The sequence below is a fragment of the Kitasatospora sp. NPDC056076 genome (assembly GCF_042266305.1).
GTDB lineage: Bacteria > Actinomycetota > Actinomycetes > Streptomycetales > Streptomycetaceae > Kitasatospora.
This window is the reverse complement of record NZ_JBHJWG010000004.1, coordinates 46,194-63,555: the sequence shown is the minus strand read 5'-3', so window position 1 is coordinate 63,555 and position 17,362 is coordinate 46,194. Positions and strand designations below refer to the sequence as shown.

Annotated in this window: 16 protein-coding genes; 10 read left to right on the top strand and 6 right to left on the bottom strand. The window is 72.3% G+C overall.

The genetic code is table 11. The annotated features are described in order from the left end of the window. Positions 1–125: 125 nt before the first annotated feature. On the bottom strand, positions 126–1,691 hold the full coding sequence (locus ACFC1T_RS04870; protein ID WP_375883610.1) for a purple acid phosphatase family protein: 1,566 nt from the start codon (positions 1,689–1,691) through the stop codon (positions 126–128). Positions 1,692–2,019: 328 nt separating this feature from the next. On the opposite strand from ACFC1T_RS04870, the gene ACFC1T_RS04865 reads away from it, so the two are divergent. After that, entirely contained in the window at positions 2,020–2,733 is a 714-nt protein-coding gene (locus ACFC1T_RS04865) for a transglycosylase family protein (RefSeq protein ID WP_375883607.1), read from the top strand. Between the two features lie 91 nt (positions 2,734–2,824). Here the strand turns inward: ACFC1T_RS04865 and ACFC1T_RS04860 are convergent, their stop codons facing one another. From ACFC1T_RS04860 to ACFC1T_RS04850, 3 genes are all read right to left on the bottom strand, one after another. Continuing rightward, on the bottom strand, positions 2,825–4,759 hold the full coding sequence (locus ACFC1T_RS04860; RefSeq protein ID WP_375883605.1) for an amino acid transporter: 1,935 nt from the start codon (positions 4,757–4,759) through the stop codon (positions 2,825–2,827). Positions 4,760–5,053: 294 nt separating this feature from the next. Beyond that, positions 5,054–6,652 carry a multicopper oxidase family protein gene (locus ACFC1T_RS04855; protein ID WP_375883603.1) on the bottom strand — a complete coding sequence of 533 codons (1,599 nt, stop codon included), beginning with the start codon at positions 6,650–6,652 and terminating at the stop codon, positions 5,054–5,056. Positions 6,653–6,770: 118 nt separating this feature from the next. Next, positions 6,771–7,241 carry a DUF6153 family protein gene (locus ACFC1T_RS04850; RefSeq protein ID WP_375883600.1) on the bottom strand — a complete coding sequence of 157 codons (471 nt, stop codon included), beginning with the start codon at positions 7,239–7,241 and terminating at the stop codon, positions 6,771–6,773. 271 nt (positions 7,242–7,512) lie between these two features. Between ACFC1T_RS04850 and ACFC1T_RS04845 the strand changes: the two genes are divergently transcribed. The 5 genes from ACFC1T_RS04845 (at position 7,513) to ACFC1T_RS04825 (ending at position 12,405) form a co-directional block, all read left to right on the top strand. Further along, positions 7,513–7,920, top strand: coding sequence for a hypothetical protein (locus ACFC1T_RS04845; RefSeq protein ID WP_375883598.1), 408 nt, complete (start codon positions 7,513–7,515; stop codon positions 7,918–7,920). Between the two features lie 2 nt (positions 7,921–7,922). After that, positions 7,923–9,614 (top strand): alpha/beta hydrolase, encoded by a 1,692-nt coding sequence (locus tag ACFC1T_RS04840; RefSeq protein WP_375883595.1) that lies wholly within the window; start codon positions 7,923–7,925, stop codon positions 9,612–9,614. Then, the gene (locus ACFC1T_RS04835; protein ID WP_375883593.1) at positions 9,611–10,138 is read left to right on the top strand and encodes a hypothetical protein; all 528 of its coding nucleotides are present in this window, start codon (positions 9,611–9,613) and stop codon (positions 10,136–10,138) included. Before ACFC1T_RS04840 ends, ACFC1T_RS04835 begins: the two co-directional genes overlap by 4 nt. Before the next feature lie 173 nt (positions 10,139–10,311). Next, positions 10,312–10,719: a hypothetical protein gene (locus ACFC1T_RS04830; RefSeq protein ID WP_375883590.1), complete on the top strand. Its 408-nt coding sequence runs from the start codon at positions 10,312–10,314 to the stop codon at positions 10,717–10,719. A 3-nt stretch (positions 10,720–10,722) separates the two neighbouring features. After that, positions 10,723–12,405, top strand: coding sequence for an alpha/beta hydrolase (locus tag ACFC1T_RS04825; RefSeq protein WP_375883588.1), 1,683 nt, complete (start codon positions 10,723–10,725; stop codon positions 12,403–12,405). A 65-nt stretch (positions 12,406–12,470) separates the two neighbouring features. Here the strand turns inward: ACFC1T_RS04825 and ACFC1T_RS04820 are convergent, their stop codons facing one another. Continuing rightward, positions 12,471–13,358 (bottom strand): LysR family transcriptional regulator, encoded by an 888-nt coding sequence (locus ACFC1T_RS04820; RefSeq protein ID WP_375883587.1) that lies wholly within the window; start codon positions 13,356–13,358, stop codon positions 12,471–12,473. A 145-nt stretch (positions 13,359–13,503) separates the two neighbouring features. On the opposite strand from ACFC1T_RS04820, the gene ACFC1T_RS04815 reads away from it, so the two are divergent. The 4 genes from ACFC1T_RS04815 (at position 13,504) to ACFC1T_RS04800 (ending at position 16,551) form a co-directional block, all read left to right on the top strand. Then, positions 13,504–14,595 carry a YncE family protein gene (locus tag ACFC1T_RS04815; RefSeq protein WP_375883585.1) on the top strand — a complete coding sequence of 364 codons (1,092 nt, stop codon included), beginning with the start codon at positions 13,504–13,506 and terminating at the stop codon, positions 14,593–14,595. A 105-nt stretch (positions 14,596–14,700) separates the two neighbouring features. Then, positions 14,701–15,309, top strand: a complete 609-nt coding sequence (locus ACFC1T_RS04810; RefSeq protein ID WP_375883583.1) for a hypothetical protein — start codon at positions 14,701–14,703, stop codon at positions 15,307–15,309. A gap of 112 nt (positions 15,310–15,421) precedes the next feature. Continuing rightward, positions 15,422–16,072 (top strand): hypothetical protein, encoded by a 651-nt coding sequence (locus tag ACFC1T_RS04805; RefSeq protein ID WP_375883581.1) that lies wholly within the window; start codon positions 15,422–15,424, stop codon positions 16,070–16,072. Positions 16,073–16,146: 74 nt separating this feature from the next. Then, positions 16,147–16,551: a YccF domain-containing protein gene (locus ACFC1T_RS04800; protein ID WP_375883580.1), complete on the top strand. Its 405-nt coding sequence runs from the start codon at positions 16,147–16,149 to the stop codon at positions 16,549–16,551. Between the two features lie 152 nt (positions 16,552–16,703). Here ACFC1T_RS04800 and ACFC1T_RS04795 read toward each other — a convergent pair whose 3' ends face one another. Then, positions 16,704–17,312, bottom strand: coding sequence for a class F sortase (locus ACFC1T_RS04795; protein WP_375883578.1), 609 nt, complete (start codon positions 17,310–17,312; stop codon positions 16,704–16,706). Positions 17,313–17,362: the final 50 nt, after the last annotated feature.

Here is a 17,362-nt window from a genome sequence, read left to right as displayed (position 1 = left end):
CACTTTTCTCCCGGCCCCCCCGCGGTATGTGCGGGGTCTTGGGCCCCCCCGGGGGGCCCCCGGGGGGGGGCCCCGGGTCCCCCCGGGCCCCCCGGCACGAAAGGGACTCGCCGAGCGACTACCGCCTACTCGTCGTCGTCGGACCAGCCGTCGCTGCGGTCGCGGTAGAGCGTGAACCGGTCGTACAGCACCGGTGTCGGCAGCGGGTTGGCGGCGGTGGCGGGCACCGAGTGGTAGTAGGAGACGGTGATGGTGGTGCGGTCGCCGGGGTACCGGCCCGGGTCGACGTCGAAGACGGCGACGCCGTACGGGTACTTGGTGTCCGGGTCGGTGACGGCGGACCAGTGGGCCTTCTCCTTGGCGTCCGGGTCGGCCTTGAAGGTGAGCCGCTGGGTGCGGACGCTGGCCTGGCGGACGCCGTCCGCGTCGGGCGGGAGGTAGACGTCGTCGTGGCCGGCGGTGCCGCCGCCGCCGAGGATGAGGTGGACGGTGCCCTCGGAGGTGTCGATCTGCCGCAGGTCGTCGTCGACGACGGCGGGGGTGAGCAGCCCGCCCGGCTCCGTGCCGCGCACGGGGTGGGTGCGCTCGTAGTCGTGGTCGTGGCCGGCCAGGACGAGGTCGACGGAGTAGCGGTCGAGCAGCGGCAGCAGCTGCTCCCGGATGCCCATGTCGCCGCCGTGGCTGGCGGCGGAGGAGGACATCGCGAACTGGTGCAGGTTGACGACGATCCAGTCGACCGCGCTGCCGTGCCGGGCGCGCGACAGGACCCGCTCCAGCCAGCGGAGTTGGGCGCCCTCGCTGTAGCCGCTGATGTAGATGGACTGCCCGGTGGCGGGGTCGAGGCTGGCGTCGTCCTCGACGGCGATCTCGTTGCCGTCCAGGCTGACGAACAGCACCGAACCGACCTGGAAGCTGTACCAGTTGCCGCAGTGGTCGCGAGTGCCGTTGTCGGGCAGTTCGAAGCGGGTGAGGTACGAGGCGTACCCGAGGTCGCCGCCGCCCGCCTCGACCTCGTGGTTGCCGGGGGCGGGCATCCAGGGGCGGTTGGCGGCGGACTTGGACAGGTTGTTCATGAACGCGTTCCAGGCCTGCGGCTGGAGCTGCGGGTTGTTGTTGGCGTAGGCGAGGTCGCCGTTGAGCAGGTGGAACAGCGGGTTGAACTGTTCGACCTGCCGGACGGCGGCGGCGCCATGGATGGAGGACTTCGCGAACACGTTGTCGCCGGTGCCGAGGTCGCCGAAGCTGGTGAACCGGAAGGCGGCGCGCCCGCGGGCGGGGGCGGTGCGGAAGGTGCCGCGGACGGGCTGGGCGCCGTCGTGCAGCACCTCGTACACGTAGGTGGTGTCGGGGCGCAGCCCGTCCAGGCGGGCGTGGTGGGTGAAGGTCTCCACCTTGTTGAGGCCGTCGACGTAGCTGCGGCTGCTCGCGTCGACGCTGCGGCCGGCGCCGCCGCGCGGGGTGCCGATCCGCACCCGGGGGCGCTTCACGGAGGCGCCGGTCGCCCAGGAGACAGTCATCTCGCGGGAGGGCTCGTTGCCCCACTGGAGGTGGACCTGCTCCGGTCCGGGGGTGCCGGCGACGGCCGGCTGGGTCCACAGCAGGGTGGACGCGGGCAGCGCGGCGAGCGCGCCGGCCACCGTCCCCGTCCGGAGGACCGTTCTGCGCGAGGGTTGTGCCGGGGAATGTGCCACTGCCGCCTCCTGGGCTACGAGAAACGCCCAGGAGGCTCGCAGTCGGACGGTACGGCCGCACCACCATCAACCGTGCGGACGGCGAACGGCAGTTGAACGCTGGTCCGAACCAGCTGCCCGGCGGACCGGCCTCCGGGAGCCGGGTACGGGCGGAGGTCCCGGGCAGGGGGTACGGCCGGATGGCCGCGGGCCGCCGGGGTGGTGCGGCACGGCCGAGCGGGTGACCTCCCGGTCGTGTCGGCGGCGGCGCGCCCGGCTCGGCGTGCGTCGGTTGGAACGCGCCGTCTCCGGGCGGTGCACGCCCTGTCCCCGGACCTGAGAGCCGCCCATGCCTCCCACCGCGCGCCTCCGCCGCCTCGTTCCCACCGCGCTCTGCGCCCTCGCCGTGGCCCTCGCCGCCCCCGCGGCCCACGCCGCGCCCCCGGGCGGCGACAGCGGGGCCGACCCGGGCGGGAGGACGGACGGCGGCCGGTACGACTGGGAGCGGGTGGCGGACTGCGAGAGCAGCGGCAACTGGCACATCAACACCGGCAACGGCTACTTCGGCGGCCTCCAGTTCGACCGGTCCACCTGGCGGGAGAACGGCGGCCTGGCCTACGCCCCGCGCCCCGACCTCGCCAGCCGCGAGGACCAGATGGCCGTCGCCCAGCACCTGGCCGAGCGGCGCGGCCTCTCCCCCTGGCCGGTCTGCGGCTCCCGCGCCCTGGGCGGCCACGCCCACGGGACCGCCGCCCCGGACCGGGACGAGGCCCGCGACGACGCCCGTGGCCGGACCCAGGACCGGACCGGCGACCGGACCCACGACGAGGAGGCCGCCGAGGCCACCCGCGACCACGGGCGCGACGCCGTCCTGCCGCCGCCCGCCCCCGGCTCGGCCGTGGACGGCCGGTGGACCGTCCGCGAGGACGACACCCTGGACCAGCTCGCCGCCACCCTGCGCGTCCCCGGCGGCTGGCCGGCGCTGTACGAGCTCAACCGCGCCACCGTCGGCGAGGACCCGGACCTCATCCAGCCCGGCCTGGTCCTGCGGCTCCCCTCCTGACCCCCTCCCGAACGCAACGGCCCGCCCGGTCCTGGAGGACCGGGCGGGCCGTTGCGCTGCGGGCAAGCCGTGGCGCGGGCAGGCGGCGGCGTCAGCCGACGTGGACCCGCGGACGCTTCGTCCGGTCCGGCTCCGCCTCGCGCAGCACCTCGCGGGTGACCGGCGCGACCTCGCCCTGACCGAACAGGATGAAGCGCAGGAACTGGGCGAAGGGGTGCCCCTCGGTCCACTCGAAGTACAGGTGCGGCCGCTGCCCGGTGCGGTCCCGGACGGTGAGCGCCAGGGCGGCGATCGCGTTCGGGATGCTGGAGCTCTCCAGAGTGAGCACCCGGTACCGGTTGTGCAGCACCTCGCCGCGGACGGTCAGCTCGGACTCGAAGTCCGAGGCGTCCCGGACGGTCACCTCGACGAAGACCAGGTCGTCCTCGCCGGGGATGTCGTTGTCGGCGCGGATCTGCCGGATCTTGTCGCGGTACTCGGCGACGTCCCGGTTGGTCGGCTCGTTGGCGATCAGGCGCAGCGGGCGGTGGGCGTAGTCGCGGATGAACCGCTCGGCCGTCTCGTCCAGCAGCACGTCGGTGACGCGCAGCTCGAAGGCGCGCTTGAGGCGGGAGAGCAGCGACACCAGGATGATGCCGGCGATGAAGCAGGCGCCGATCTTGACGCCGTCCGGGCGCTCCATGGTGTTCACCACGGTGGTGTACAGGAAGACCGCGGCGATGACCCCGAAGGCGGCGGTCCAGCCGCGCTGGCGCTTCTTGTACGCGGCGATGGTGACGGCGATGGCCGCCGAGCTGATCAGGACCAGCACACCGGTGGCGTAGGCGCCGCCCTGGGCGTCGACGCTGGCGTCGAACAGCCAGGTGATCAGGAAGCCGACGACGGTCAGCACGATCACCATCGGGCGCACGGCGCGGGCCCAGTGCGGGGCCATGCCGTAGCGCGGGAGGTAGCGGGGCAGCAGGTTGAGCATGCCCGCCATGGCGGAGGCACCGGCGAACCACAGGATCGCGATGGTCGACAGGTCGTAGACGCTGCCGAAGGCGCCGCCCAGGTACTCGTGCGCCAGGAAGGCCAGGGCGCGGCCGTTGGCCTGGCCGCCGCTCTCGAACTCCTTGGCGGGGATGAGCAGGGTGCAGATGAAGCTGGTCGCGATCAGGAAGGTGCTCATGATCACGGCGGCGGTGGTGAGCAGCTTGCGGGTGCCGCGGATCCGGCCGACCGGGTTCGCCTCGGTGTCGCCCGCGTCGCCCTTGATGTGCGGCATCACGGCGACGCCGGTCTCGAAGCCGGACATGCCGAGCGCGAGCTTCGGGAAGACGACCAGCGCGACACCGATCATCACGAACACGTTGCCGTGCTGGGTGGTGAGCGCGTTGGACCAGTCGGTGACGACGTGCGGCGCCTGGACGATCTTCCAGAGGCCGACCGCCACGACCACCACGTTGAGCGCCAGGTAGACCCCGACCAGCCCCACGGCCAGGCCGATCGCCTCGCCGAAGCCCTTGAGGAAGACGGCACCGAGCAGGGCGACCAGGATCAGCGTGATGACCATCTGCTTGCCGCCGAGGGCGCCGGTCAGGTGCGGGTTCTCGACCAGGTGCGCGCTGGCGTCGGCGGCGGAGAGGGTGATCGTGATGATGAAGTCCGTCGCCGCGAAGCCGAGCAGCGCGAGGACGAACAGCTTGCCCTTCCAGAACGACAGCAGCCGCTCCAGCATCGCGATCGAGCCCTCACCGCGCGGGCTCTCCTGGGCGACCCGCCGGTAGACCGGCAGCGCGCCCAGCAGGGTGACCAGCACCAGCACGATCGTGGCGATCGGCGACAGCAGTCCGGCCGCGAGCGCGGCGATGCCCGGCTGGTAGCCGAGCGTCGAGAAGTAGTCCAGACCGGTCAGGCACATCACGCGCCACCACGGCTGGCCCGTGTGCGCAGCGTGACCGGCCTCGGCGGCGGAGTCCCCCAACTCCGCGCCGTCCTGCTGCGCCTTCGCGGCGGCGTCCCTGGCGGCCTTCTCCGGGGACATGTCCTCCAGGAGCCAGCTGCGCAGCCGTATTCGCGCCGACGACGGAGCCTCCGTCGTCGCCTCCGTCGAACCCGACGAAACCACCTTGCACCTCTTGTTTAAAGACCCCGTAAAGCGCCGTCGGGCGACGGCAGTGCGCCAGGCTATGCGACAGCCGTTAAGGAGACGTCATCGGCCCGCGTTAAGAAAACGTCATGGCTGCGCAGGTCGGAACGGGTGGCGCGGCGGGTCGGGGCCGGCGCCGGGGCGGGGCGGTGGAGCACCCCGCCCCGGCGTCTCACGGACCGGACGGGGTTACGCCCGGTAACCGAGGACCGTCATCATGCCGGTCTCCGCGTGGTACACGTTGTGGCAGTGCACCATCCACAGACCCGGGTTGTCGGCGTCGAAGTCCACCGCCAGGGTCGTGCCCGGCAGCACGATCGCGGTGTCCTTGCGGGGGCCGCCGGCGCCCAGCGCGAAGCTGTGTCCGTGCAGGTGGACGGGGTGCCACATGGCGGTGCTGTTGCGGAACTCCAGCCGCACCCGCTCCCCGGCCGCGACCGGGTGGCGCTGCGCCGGGTCGTACCTGCGGCCGTTGAACGCCCAGTCGGCCCTGGCCATGCCGCCGGTGAGCTCCAGCGCCACCGTGCGGTCCGGCGCCCGGTCCGGCAGCCGGACGGCCGGATCGGCCCTCAACTGCCCGGCGGTCAGCAGCCGGCCGTCCAGTTCGGCGGGGCGGGTCGAGGCGTCCGGCGCGGCGCCGCCGCCGGTGCGCAGCACCGCCAGCGCGGCGGCGTTCTTGCCCTCGGCCAGGGCGGTCAGCGGGAAGGCGCCGTCCTTGGCGGTGACCAGCACGTCGTAGCGCTCGCCCATGCCGAGCAACAGGGCCTGGGTGGTGGCCGGTTCGACCGGGAAGCCGTCGGTGTGGGTGACGGTCAGCTCGTGGCCGCCGAGGGCGACCCGGTAGGCGGTGTCGCCGCCCGCGTTGATCAGCCGGAGCCGGATCCGGTCGCCGGGCTTGGCGGTGAAGGTCTCGGGGGCGGTCGCCAGGCGGCCGTTGACCAGGTGGAAGGGGTAGGCGACGTCGCCCGCGTCGCCGCCGAGCAGCGGACTGGTGGCGCCCATCAGCATCCGGGACGGGCCGTCGGCTGCGGCGGGGGTGCCCGACATACCCGGCATGCCGTGCCCCGAGTGGTCCATGCCACCCGTACCCCCCATGTCGCCCATGCCCTTGGCGAGTTCGGCGAGGACGGCGTCCGGGGTGCTGCCGTCGACCCCGTCCACCCAGTCGTCCAGGACGACCACCCACTCCTTGTCGTAGCGCAGCGGCTCCTTCGGGTCCTCGACGATCAGCGGGGCGTACAGGCCGCGATCCTGCTGGACGCCGGAGTGCGGGTGGAACCAGTAGGTGCCGGGGTGGGAGAGGGCGAAGCGGTAGTCGAAGGAGGCCCCCGCCCGGACGGGGTCCTGGGTCAGGCCCGGCACGCCGTCCATGTCGTTGCGCAGCGCGAGGCCGTGCCAGTGCAGCGAGGTGGGCTGCGGCAGGTGGTTGGCGAGGGTGAGGGCGAGGGTGTCGCCGACGGTGGCGCGCACCTCCCGGCCGGGCAGGCGGTCGCCGTAGGCCCAGCTGCGGACGGTGCGTCCGCCCAGGTCGAGGGTGGTCTCGGTGGCGGTGAGCGCGACCTTGCGCTCGGGTCCGGGCTTGCGCCGCGCCTCGGCGGCGGCGACCTCGGGGCCGTTCGGGGCGACGAAGCCGGCGGGGGCGGCGCTGCCGGTCATCGGGGAACGGCCCATGGACGCGTGGTCCATGCCGCTCATCGGGTCCGAACCGGCGGAGCAGGCGGTGAGCAGGCCGGTCCCGGCGGCGGCGAGCGCGGCGCCGAGGACGGTACGACGGGTGGGTGTGCGCATGGCGGAGTGCACCTCGTACAGGGGTGGTGTGGACGTACAGGACGGCGCGTCGGCCGTTCCGTGCGCGGGCGCGCAGGCGCGATGGCGCGTGCGCGGGCACGGGACGGCGGGCGCACGCCTACTGACGCAGCACCGACAGTCTGCTGAGGAGGAGCCGCCCACCCCCGGGCGGCGGCAGTGCGCGGACGGCCCGCAGCAGCCGGGCCCGCACCTCGGCGGCGGCGTCACCACTGCGGCGCAGCAGCGGGCCGACGACCAGCAGCACCACGCCCCAGCCGGCCAGCACGGCGAGACAGACCGTCATCGGGTCCATGCCGTCGGCGGTCACGGGATCGGCGGTCACGGGATCGGCAGTCGCGGAATCGGCGGCCGCGGAATCGGCGGCCGGCCCGTGGTGGTCCGGCAGCTGCTGGACCGTCGTCACCCGGGGCTCGTGCCCCTCCGACCCGCCGTGCCCGCCGTGCCCACCGTGTCCACCACTCGGGTGCCCGAGCGTGTGCATCGTCACGATGCCGAGCAGCAGCGCGGCGAGCAGCAGCAGGCGCAGCACCCCGGGCACCGGGGCGCCGTACGGCCGCTGCTGCGCCATGCCCCGCCTCCCGTCCGCCCCACCGTGTCCGCTTACCCCCGCAGGGTATCCCGAGCTGCGGCCGGGCTACGACCGAGCTGCGACCGAGCCAGGACCGGGCTACGACCGGGCCGTGCGCCGGGGGCCGCCACCGGATCGTTCGAGCCCATACCACATCCACCCGGGTTCCGGCGGCCTTTCCGTGTACAAGATCCGTTAACATGCCCGGCAGTTACGCACGATCCCGGGCCGGGAGGACGCCGCGGTCCGGAACTGACGGGGGAACGAAGAGATGGCAGTACCTGACGCGGGACTGGAGTTCAAGGTCAAGCCGGGCGAGCTGGACGGCTGCGGGCAGAGCGCGCAGCACATCGGCGGCCTGATACCGGGCGAGACCGCCAAGATCACCGATCCGTGCAACACGGCCGCGGGAGGCCTCAAGGGCTTCCTCACCGCCGGCGCGATCACCAGTTGCAGCACCAGCTGGAAGACCCTGCTCGACAAGCTCGGCGGCGACATGGGCGACGTCGGCACCAAGCTCGGCACCTCGGCGACCTACTACCGCCAGGCCGAGCAGAACGCCCACAACAGCATGCGCAACCCGAACGCGCCCGCCTCGAACGGCACCGAGCCGGACCCCTTCGACACCGCCGTCGTCCCCGGCCCGGTCAAGCCGCGCAGCGCGAAGGCGGCCGAGTAGCCATGGACATCAAGACCCTGCACGACGCCGACGTCATCGGCATCACCAGCGCGAAGAACGCCTTCGACACCCTGGCCACCGCCTTCGGCCAGCACATCGAGAACTGGCAGCACGAGGTCGTCGACCGGCTGAACCACTCCGAGTGGACCGGGACGGCCGCCGGGCACGCCAACACCCGGATCCAGGACCTGGGAAACGAACTCCAGGCCGCCAAGCAGGAACTCGGCCTGGTCAGCCGGGCCCTGCAGGACGCCTACGACGGCTTCGCGGCCGCCCAGGCCCACCTGATCAACGCCCTGGACGACGCCAAGACCCACAAGCTGACCGTCGCCGCGGACGGTGCGATCACCTGGGAGAAGGACCCCAACTCCCCCAACTTCGCGGGCACGGACGCCGAGGCGCAGGCCAAGCAGATCCAGGCCCGGATCACCGCCGCCCTCAACGAGGCCGACCACGCCGACCAGACCATCAACACCCGGCTCGGCCACCTCGCCACCAACGCGAGCAACGGCACCGGCCTGGACTCCGCCACCGCGAAGGCCGACCAGGCCGCCGCGGACGCCCTCGGCCAGATCCCTCCCGCCGGCACCGACCCGAACAGCGTCAAGGCCTGGTGGAACGGGCTGACCGACGAGCAGCAGCACCGGATGGTCCTCAACCACCCCGACCAGATCGGCAACCTCGACGGCATCCCCGCCACCGGCCGGGACGAGGCCAACCGGATCAACCTGGCGCGCGGCAAGCAGGACGTCCAGCACCAGCTCGACGCGCTCGGCGCCGCGCCGCCGGCGACCGTGGGCAACGGCAGGTTCATCCGCCCGAACCCCGCCTACACGGACTGGCAGCACAAGCACGACGAGCTGGCCGACAAGATGAACGGCATCAACGCCATCGAGAGCCGGCTGAACACGCCCGTCGACGCCCAGCACCCGCCGACCTTCCTGATGGGCTTCGACACCAACGGCAAGGGCCACGCCATCGTCGCGGTCAACAACCCCGACACGGCCGACAACGTGTCGACGTACGTCCCCGGCACCGGCGCCCGGCTCGGCAGCATCAACAGCGACATCAACCGCTCGGACGCGATGGTCGCCTCCGCCAACGCCGCGGGCACCGGCAAGACCACCTCGTCGATCACCTGGGTCGGCTACGACGCACCCCAGAACATCATCCCCGAGGCCGCGGACGACACCTACGCGAAGAACGCGGAGGACAAGCTGGTCGGCTTCGAGAACGGACTGCACGCCACCCACAACGGGGCCATCGGGAACAACACCATCCTGGCCCACAGCTACGGCACCACGGTCGTCGGCTACACCATGCGCGACCACGGCCTCCCGGTCGACAACGCCGTCCTGATCGCCAGCCCCGGCGCCGGCGTCGAGAACGCCAAGGACCTGCGGATCGACCCCTCCCACGTGTACGCCGCGCAGAGCCCGGCCGACGCGATCGGCTGGGCCGCCGCCACCGACCCCGGCGGGATGGGCGACAACCTCTGGGACAACATCAAGACCGACTTCGGCTTCGGCGACGGCGACCACCACCTGATGTACGGCCGGCAGACCACCGCCCCGCAGTTCGGTGCGAACGTCATGCCCGTCGACCCCGACGCCGGTCACTCCGACTACTGGAACAACGGTTCACCCACCCTGGCCGCCATGGGCCAGGTCATCGCCGGAAAGCCCAACTCATGACCGCCACCACACCCGTCCCGCTGATCGGGCGGGTCACCGCCGCAGCCCTCCTGGCGGTCACCGCCACGGCTCTGAGCGCCTGCGGGGCCGACACCCTCCAGGAGCGCGCGCAGCCCACCATCACCCTGGACCAGGCGAAGACGCAGATCGACGGCTACCTCGCCGCCGTCCAGGCCCGACTGCCGGTCCAGCCGGTGTCCTCGCCGCCCGCGTTCAGCGACCTGGAGTGCGACGCCAACGACATCGGCCCGCACGGCCGGAAGCAGACCAGCCGGGTCCGCGACCTCGGTGACGTGCCGTCGGACGCCAAGGCCAGGACGGTGACCGCCTTCCGCGACTACCTGACCGGACAGGGCTTCCAGGCCGTGCCGGAGCCGACGGGCTCCCACATCGACCGGATCCGACTGAGGAACCCGCAGAACCAGTTCCTCGCGATCCTGAACGGAACCTCCGACTCCGGCCACGACCTCACCCTCCAGGTCGGCTCGCCCTGCGTCTGGCCCGACGGCACGCCGGCCAAGTAGCCCAACTCCCCTTCGGGGCCGCACCTTTACCGAGGTGCGGCCCCTTCGCACACGCCCCGGTCGAACCCCTTTCCCGTTCTCGACGATCCGCTAGCATGCGTCGTCAGTTGTCGCTCGGACCGGCCCGGCGACCCGTCCGGCCACCGGTCCGGAACTGACGGGGGAACGAAGACATGGCAGAACCCGATGCGGGTTTGGCGTTCAAGGTCAAACCGTCCGAGCTGGACGGCTGCGGACAGAGCGCGCAACACATCGGCGGTCTCATACCCGGCGAGACCGCGAAGATCACCGATCCGTGCAGCCAGGCCGCCGGCACCCTGCAAGGCTGGCTCACCGCCGCCGCGTTGACCACCTGCGGCAGCAGCTGGAAGACCCTGCTGGACAGGCTCGGCGGCGACATGGGCGACTTCGGCACCAAGCTCGGCACCTCGGCGACCTACTACCGGCAGGTCGAGCAGGACATCCACACCAACATGATCCACCCGGACACCCCGGTCCCGACCACCAAGGAGCCCGACCCGTTCGGCACCGTCGTCGTCCCCGGCCCGGTGGGACCGCGCAGTGCGAAGGCGGTGGAGTAGCCGATGGACATCAAGACGCTGAACGGCGCCGACTTCGGCAACCTCGCCACCGCCAAGGGCGCCTTCGACACCCTCTCCACCGCCTTCGGACAGCACGTGGAGAACTGGCAGCACGAGGTCGTCGACCGGCTGACCCGCTCCGAGTGGACCGGGACGGCCGGCGGCCACGCCCAGACCCGGATGCAGACGCTGCACGACGAACTCCAGGCCGCCCAACAGGAGATCGGGCTCATCAGCCGGGCCCTCCAGGACGCCTCCGAGGCCTTCGTCGCCGCCCAGACCCACCTGTCCAACGCCCTCAACGACGCCAAGGCCCACAAGCTGACCGTCGCCCCCGACGGCGGGATCACCTGGGACAAGGACCCCAACTCCCCCAACTTCGCGGGCACGGACGCCGACACCCTGGCCAAGGACATCCAGAGCCGGATCACCGCCGCCCTCACCGAGGCCGACCACGCGGACCGGACGATCAGCAGCCGACTCGCCCACCTCACCACCAACGCGACCAACGCCACCGGACTCGACTCCGCCGTCGCGAAGAACGACACGGCCGCCGCGAACGCGCTCCAACAGGTCCCCTCCGCGGGCACCGACCCCAACAGCGTCAAGGCCTGGTGGGACAGCCTGACCGACGAGCAGCAGCGGATGATGGCCCTCACCCACCCGGAGCAGATCGGCAACCTCGACGGCATCCCCGCCACCGGCCGCGACCAGGCCAACCGGATCACCCTCGCCAAGACGCACGCCGACCTCCAGCAGCGGCTCGACGCCCTCGGCCCGGAGCCCGACTCGGTGGTGGGCACGCCGTACGGCGCCGTCGAGCCCCCGGACCACAAGCTCTGGAAGCAGGAGCACGACGGGCTCGTCGACCAGCTGAACGGCATCAAGGCGATCGAGGACCGGATGAAGGTCCCCGTCGACGCCAACCATCCGCAGACCTACCTGCTCGGCTACGACAACGCCGGTCGCGGCCACGCCATCGTCGCGAGCGGCAACCCGGACACCGCCGACAACGTCTCGACGTACGTCCCCGGCACCGGAGCGCGGCTCGGCCACATCGGCAGCGACATCGAGCGCTCGGACGCCATGGTCGCTGCGGCCAACGCGGCCGGCACCGGGAAGACCACCTCCTCGATCACCTGGATCGGCTACGACGCCCCGCAGTCCCTCGCCGATGCCACGGACGACCAGTACGCGAAGGACGCGGAGAACAAGCTGGTCGGCTTCGAGAACGGACTGCACGCCACCCACAACGGGACCATCGGCAACAACACGATCCTCGGGCACAGCTACGGCACCACGACCATCGGCTACACCATGAAGGACCACGGGCTCCCGGTCGACAACGTCGTCCTGATCGCCAGCCCCGGCGCCGGCGTCGACTCCGCCAAGGACCTCCGCATCGACCCGTCCCACGTGTACGCGGCACAGAGCCCGTCCGACATGATCGGCATGGCCACCGCCATCGACCCCGGCGGAATGGCGCAGAACCTCTGGGACAACACGGTGAGCAACCTGCCCTTCGTCGACGACGACGACCACCACCTGATCCACGGCCGCCAGACCACCGTGTCCGACTTCGGCGCGAACGTCATGCCGGTCGACCCCAAGGCCGGGCACTCCGACTACTGGAACAACGGCTCGCCGACGCTGGCCGCGATGGGGCGGGTCATCGCGGGCAAGTAGCGGCCGCCTCCTCGGCGGTCCGGGGCCGCAGCCGCTCGCCGGCTGCGGCCCCTACTCCTGCCCCGCTACTCCTGCCGCACGGCCGCCGCCAGGTGCGCACGGAACCAACGGTGGTCAGGATCGGCCGAGTTGCGCGGGTGCCAGGCCATCCCCAGTTCCAGCGGCGGGAGTTCGAGCGGGATCGGGAAGGTGCGCAGGCCCAGCGCCTCGAAGGCCTCCGGCAGCCAGTCCGCGGCCCCGAGCGTCACCAGGTCGGAGTCCCGGGCCAGCAGCATCGCGGCGGTGTGGCTGGGCACCACCACCGCGACCCGGCGGCGCAGGCCGCGCTCGGCCAGCGCCGCGTCGATCGGCCCGAGCCGCTTGCCGCGCCGCGAGACGCCGATGTGGTCGGCGGCGGCGAACCGCCGGGCGGTGATCCGCCCGTCGAACAGCGGGTGCCCGGCCCGCGCCACGCCGGCCACCGGCGCCGTCACCAGCGGCCGGGTGCGGATCTCCGGGTCCAACTGCCCCAGCACGCCGACCTCGACGTCCACCCGCCCCTGACGCAGGCCCGGTCCGCCCTCCAGCGACTCCGGCAGGAACAGCACGTCCACGCCCGGGGCCTCGGCCCGGATCCGCCCGGCCAGCCGGCCGGCCGCCCGGACCAGCACCGCGTCCGTGCTCTGCACCGTGAAGGTCCGCTCCAGGTGGACCGGGTCGAAACCCGCCCCGGGCCGCAGCACGTTGTCGCAGCCCCGCAGCAACTCCGCCACCTCCTCCCGCAGTTCCAGCGCCCGCGGGGTCGGCACCAGCCCCTGCCCGGCCCGCACCAGCAGCGGGTCGCCGACCGCGCGGCGCAGCCGGGCCAGCATCCGGCTCGCCGCCGCCGGCGAGGTGCCGAGCCGCTCGGCGGCCCGGGTCACGCTGTTCTCCTGGAGCAGGGCGTCCAGCGCCCGCAGCAGGTTGAGGTCCATCAGTGGGCTCCTGAGCTGCAGTTTTGCGTCGGGGGCAATGACCCCGTGCCGATCCTTGCATGGTTCGACCGGCCTGGGGCGAGCACAGTGGGAACCGTTCACGAAGCACCCGCCGGTACCCACCGGACACCCACCAGGAGTTCCCGTGCCGAACACCCCCCTCGACGCCCGCGCCCACCTCGACACCCGGGGCCAGCTCGACGCCCGCGCCCACCTCGCCGGCGATGTCCTCGCCGTCGTCAGCCAGAGCGGCCCGACCGTCTCCTTCTTCGACGCCGCCACCGACGCGCTGCTCGACACCGTCGAGGTCCCGGCCCAGCCGCACGAGCTGTGCTTCGACCCGACGCAGCGCCTGCTCTGGTGCACCAGCGCGTACCGCTCCGGCTACTACAACGCCCACGACGGCCACAGCACCGAACTGACCGTCATCGACGCCGACACCCGCACCGTCGTCGAGGTGATCGACCTCGCCCCCGAGCACGGCCCGCACGGCCTGGCCCTGGACCCGGTCCGCGGCCGGCTCTACGTCAGCGTCGAGGCCTCGGCGCACCGACCCGGCGGCGTGGTGGTCGTCGACACCGCGACCCGCCGCCCGCTCGGCCGGATCGACACCGACGCCCCGGGCCCGCACTGGTTCGCCATCTCCCCGGACGGGCGCACCGGTTACGCCACCAACAAGGAGGCCCCGTACGTCTCCGTGGTCGACCTCGACCGCGGCACGCTGACCGCCAAGATCACCGTCCCCGGCAGCGAGGGCCTGGCCGTCTCCGCCGACGGCGCCCGGGTGTACGTCGGCGGGCCCTACCTCGGCTTCGCCGGGAAGCCCGACGCCGCGCCCGGCATCCGCGTCCTGGACACCCGTACGGCCTCCGTGGTCGACGTGCTGCCCACCGGCTCCGCCGTCCTGCCGGTCCACCTGACCAGCGGCGGCCGCCTCCTGGCCGGCGAGATCCACGCCACCACCAGCCCCGACTCGCCGCTCGGCCGGCAGGACCCCGGCTGCCTCACCGTCTTCTCCGCGGCCACCCACCGCAGGCTCGGCTCCGTCGAGGTCGGCCGCTTCCCGCTGACCATCACCTCCTCCCCCGACGGCCGGTTCGGCTACGTCGCCTCCGTCGTCTCCTCGACCGTGGACGTCGTCGACCTCGACACCCTGACCCCGGTCACCCGCCTCACCGTCCCCAAGCTCGCCGAGCCCGGCGCCCACGGCCTGGCCTACCTGCCCCGCCCGGCCTGACCCCTCCCGGCTCCGTGCTCCGGGCTGCGGCAGGAGTCTTGCCGCCGCCCGGTGCCGGGCGCATCCTGGGGCCCACCCGTCGTACCGGGAGGGAGAGGGGACAGGATGCGACGCCGCCTCGGGGCGCTCTGGTCGACGCTGGCACTGGTGACGGCACTCGGCCCGGCCACCGCCTGCGATCCGGCCCTCGACCCCGGCACCTACCGCCACCCGGTGCCGCTCCCCGAGGCCGCCCCGCCCTCCGCCCAGTGGATCGCGGACCTCGTCGGCGGGCTCAACCTGCCGCCGCAGTGCCCGAAGCCGGCCCTGGCGACCATGGTCGTCCTCGACACCGACGGGCGGACCCGGGCCGTGGCCCTCTGGCTGCCGGACAACCTCGACGTCTGCTACGCCGTCGTCAACCACGCGGGCGTCACGCCCACCACCGTCTGGTTCGCCGCCGTCGCCGACCTCGTCCCCCGCACCCCGATGCCCGCCGACACCACGGCGGGCGTGGACTCCTACGCCTTCACGGCCTACCGCGGCCAGGTGGACGACATCACGGTCTCCGGCGACCCGGACCACCTCGTCAGCCCCGTCCGGCGCCGCACCCTCGACCTCGGTGCCGGCGACCTCGTCACCTTCGCCGCCTACCACTACCGGATCCCCCCGACCGGCCGCCCGCTCACCCTCACCCTCTGCACCCCCACCGGCACCTGCCGCGACGCCCACTGACGCACCGTCACCTCCGTGCCGGACCGGGACGGTTCCGTGACCCCGCAGCGCCTTGTCGACCGCCCCGCCCTGGCCGACCCTGGACCCATCGGAGCGCTACGGGGGGTACGCGATGAAACGCCTTGTCGGACTGGTGAGTTCGGTGGCCGTCCTGGCCGCCGTGACGGCCTGCGGAGTCTTCGCCGACGACGGGCCGCCGCGCCACACGGTGGTGCTGCCCGAACCGGCGCCGCCGTCCGCCCAGTGGATCGTCGACGCCGTCGACCGGCCGGGGCTCCTGGTGAAGCAGTGCCCGAAGCCGACCCTCGCCACCCTCGCGGTACTCGACGACGACGGGCACTCCCGAGCGGTCGCGTTCTGGTTGAAGGACAACCTCGACGTCTGCTGGGTGCACCTCGGCGACCCGTGGGAGGGAACCGAGTCCATCCCGATCGACGATCAGACCAGGGACACGGAGCTGGTGGCGAACGGGGTACTGGGGCCGGAGCAGTACCTGTTCACCGCCTTCTCCGGCCGCCAAGACGACGTCAAGGTGACCGGCGACACCGACCACGTCGCCGCCCCACCCCGCTTCCGCGCGGTCGACCTCGGCGGCGGCAGGTTCGTCACCTTCGCCGAGTTCCGCCTCCTGTCGCCCACCCACGGCGAGGACCTCACGGTGTACCTCTGCCCCACCTCCGGCGACTGCCACTACACGAGCCCCTCCGCCACCGAGTTCCCCACCCTCCCGACCCCCGAGTCATCCCCCAAGAGCACCCCCTAAGGGAGTGAACGCGCACGCCAGAGGGCATGGCAGGTCGTGGCAGTCAGTCCGTCGAGCGTGAGAAGGTAACGCGCATGAAGCCCATCAATTTCGTCCTCAACGTCATCTGGCTGCTCTTCTGCGGCATCTGGATGGCCATCGGGTACGTCGTCGCCGGAATCATCTGCTGCGTGCTGATCGTGACCATCCCGTTCGGCATCGCCTCGTTCCGGATCGCCGGCTTCATACTGTGGCCCTTCGGACGGACGACCGTCGAACGGCCGGACGCCGGGGCCGCGTCCTGCGTCGGCAACGTGATCTGGTTCGTCTTCGCCGGATGGTGGCTGGCGATCGCCCACCTGGTGACCAGCATCCCGCTGTTCCTGTCGATCATCGGGATCCCCTTCGGCTGGGCCAACCTCAAGATGATCCCGATCTCGCTGATGCCCCTCGGCCGCGAGATCGTCTCCACCGACGAGGCCTGGGGCACCCGCTACTGAGCGCCACCACCGACGCTGATGGCCGACGAGGAAGGCTCCTCGTCGGCCATCAGCGTTCGTGCTGGTCAGATCTGCGGGCATCACCCTGGACCACGAACGTCTGCGCTTCTGCCTCCACCCGCGGGCCCCGGAACCGCTGCCGAGGCGCCGGATCAGGCCGGTACCAGGTCCGCGTAGAAGATCACGTTCCCGGTCCGGTGCCCGTCCCTGATCTCACCACCGCAGGTCAGCAGTCGCAGTTCCGGCCGGTCGGTGGCGCCGTAGACCTTCTCGGTCGGGAAGGCCTTCTTGTCCACCTTCTCGATCTCGCGGACCGCGAAGACGGCCGTGGTGCCGTCCTCACGGGGCACCACGATCCGGTCGCCGAGCCTGATCTTCTCGACGTCCTTCATCAGGGCCGGCCCGTGCCTGGTGTCGAAGTGGGCCACGAGCACGGACGCCCCCGGTTCACCCGGGGTCGGACTCCCCTCCCACCACCCCGGAAGGTCCGCCTCCTTGTCGGGATCCGGCACCCCGAGCTCGCCCTTGTCGTCGATCTTCAGATCGACCATCCTCTTCGCGTCGACACCGGCCGACCCGATCTTGAGCCCCGTCGGCCGGGACTTCGGAAGGGAGGCCGCCGCAGTGGCCGGCGACGCGGTAGCGGTGCTGACGATCTCGGGGGCGGCGGGGAGCACAGGGCTGTCCCCACCGCCGCAGGCGGTGAGCAGGGCAGCCGCCGCGACGGCGACCGCAACGACGGTGACGCGGGTTCGGGTCATGGGTGTCCTCCGGGCAGGCATGGAACGGCCGCCGGGCGGGGGGAAACCCA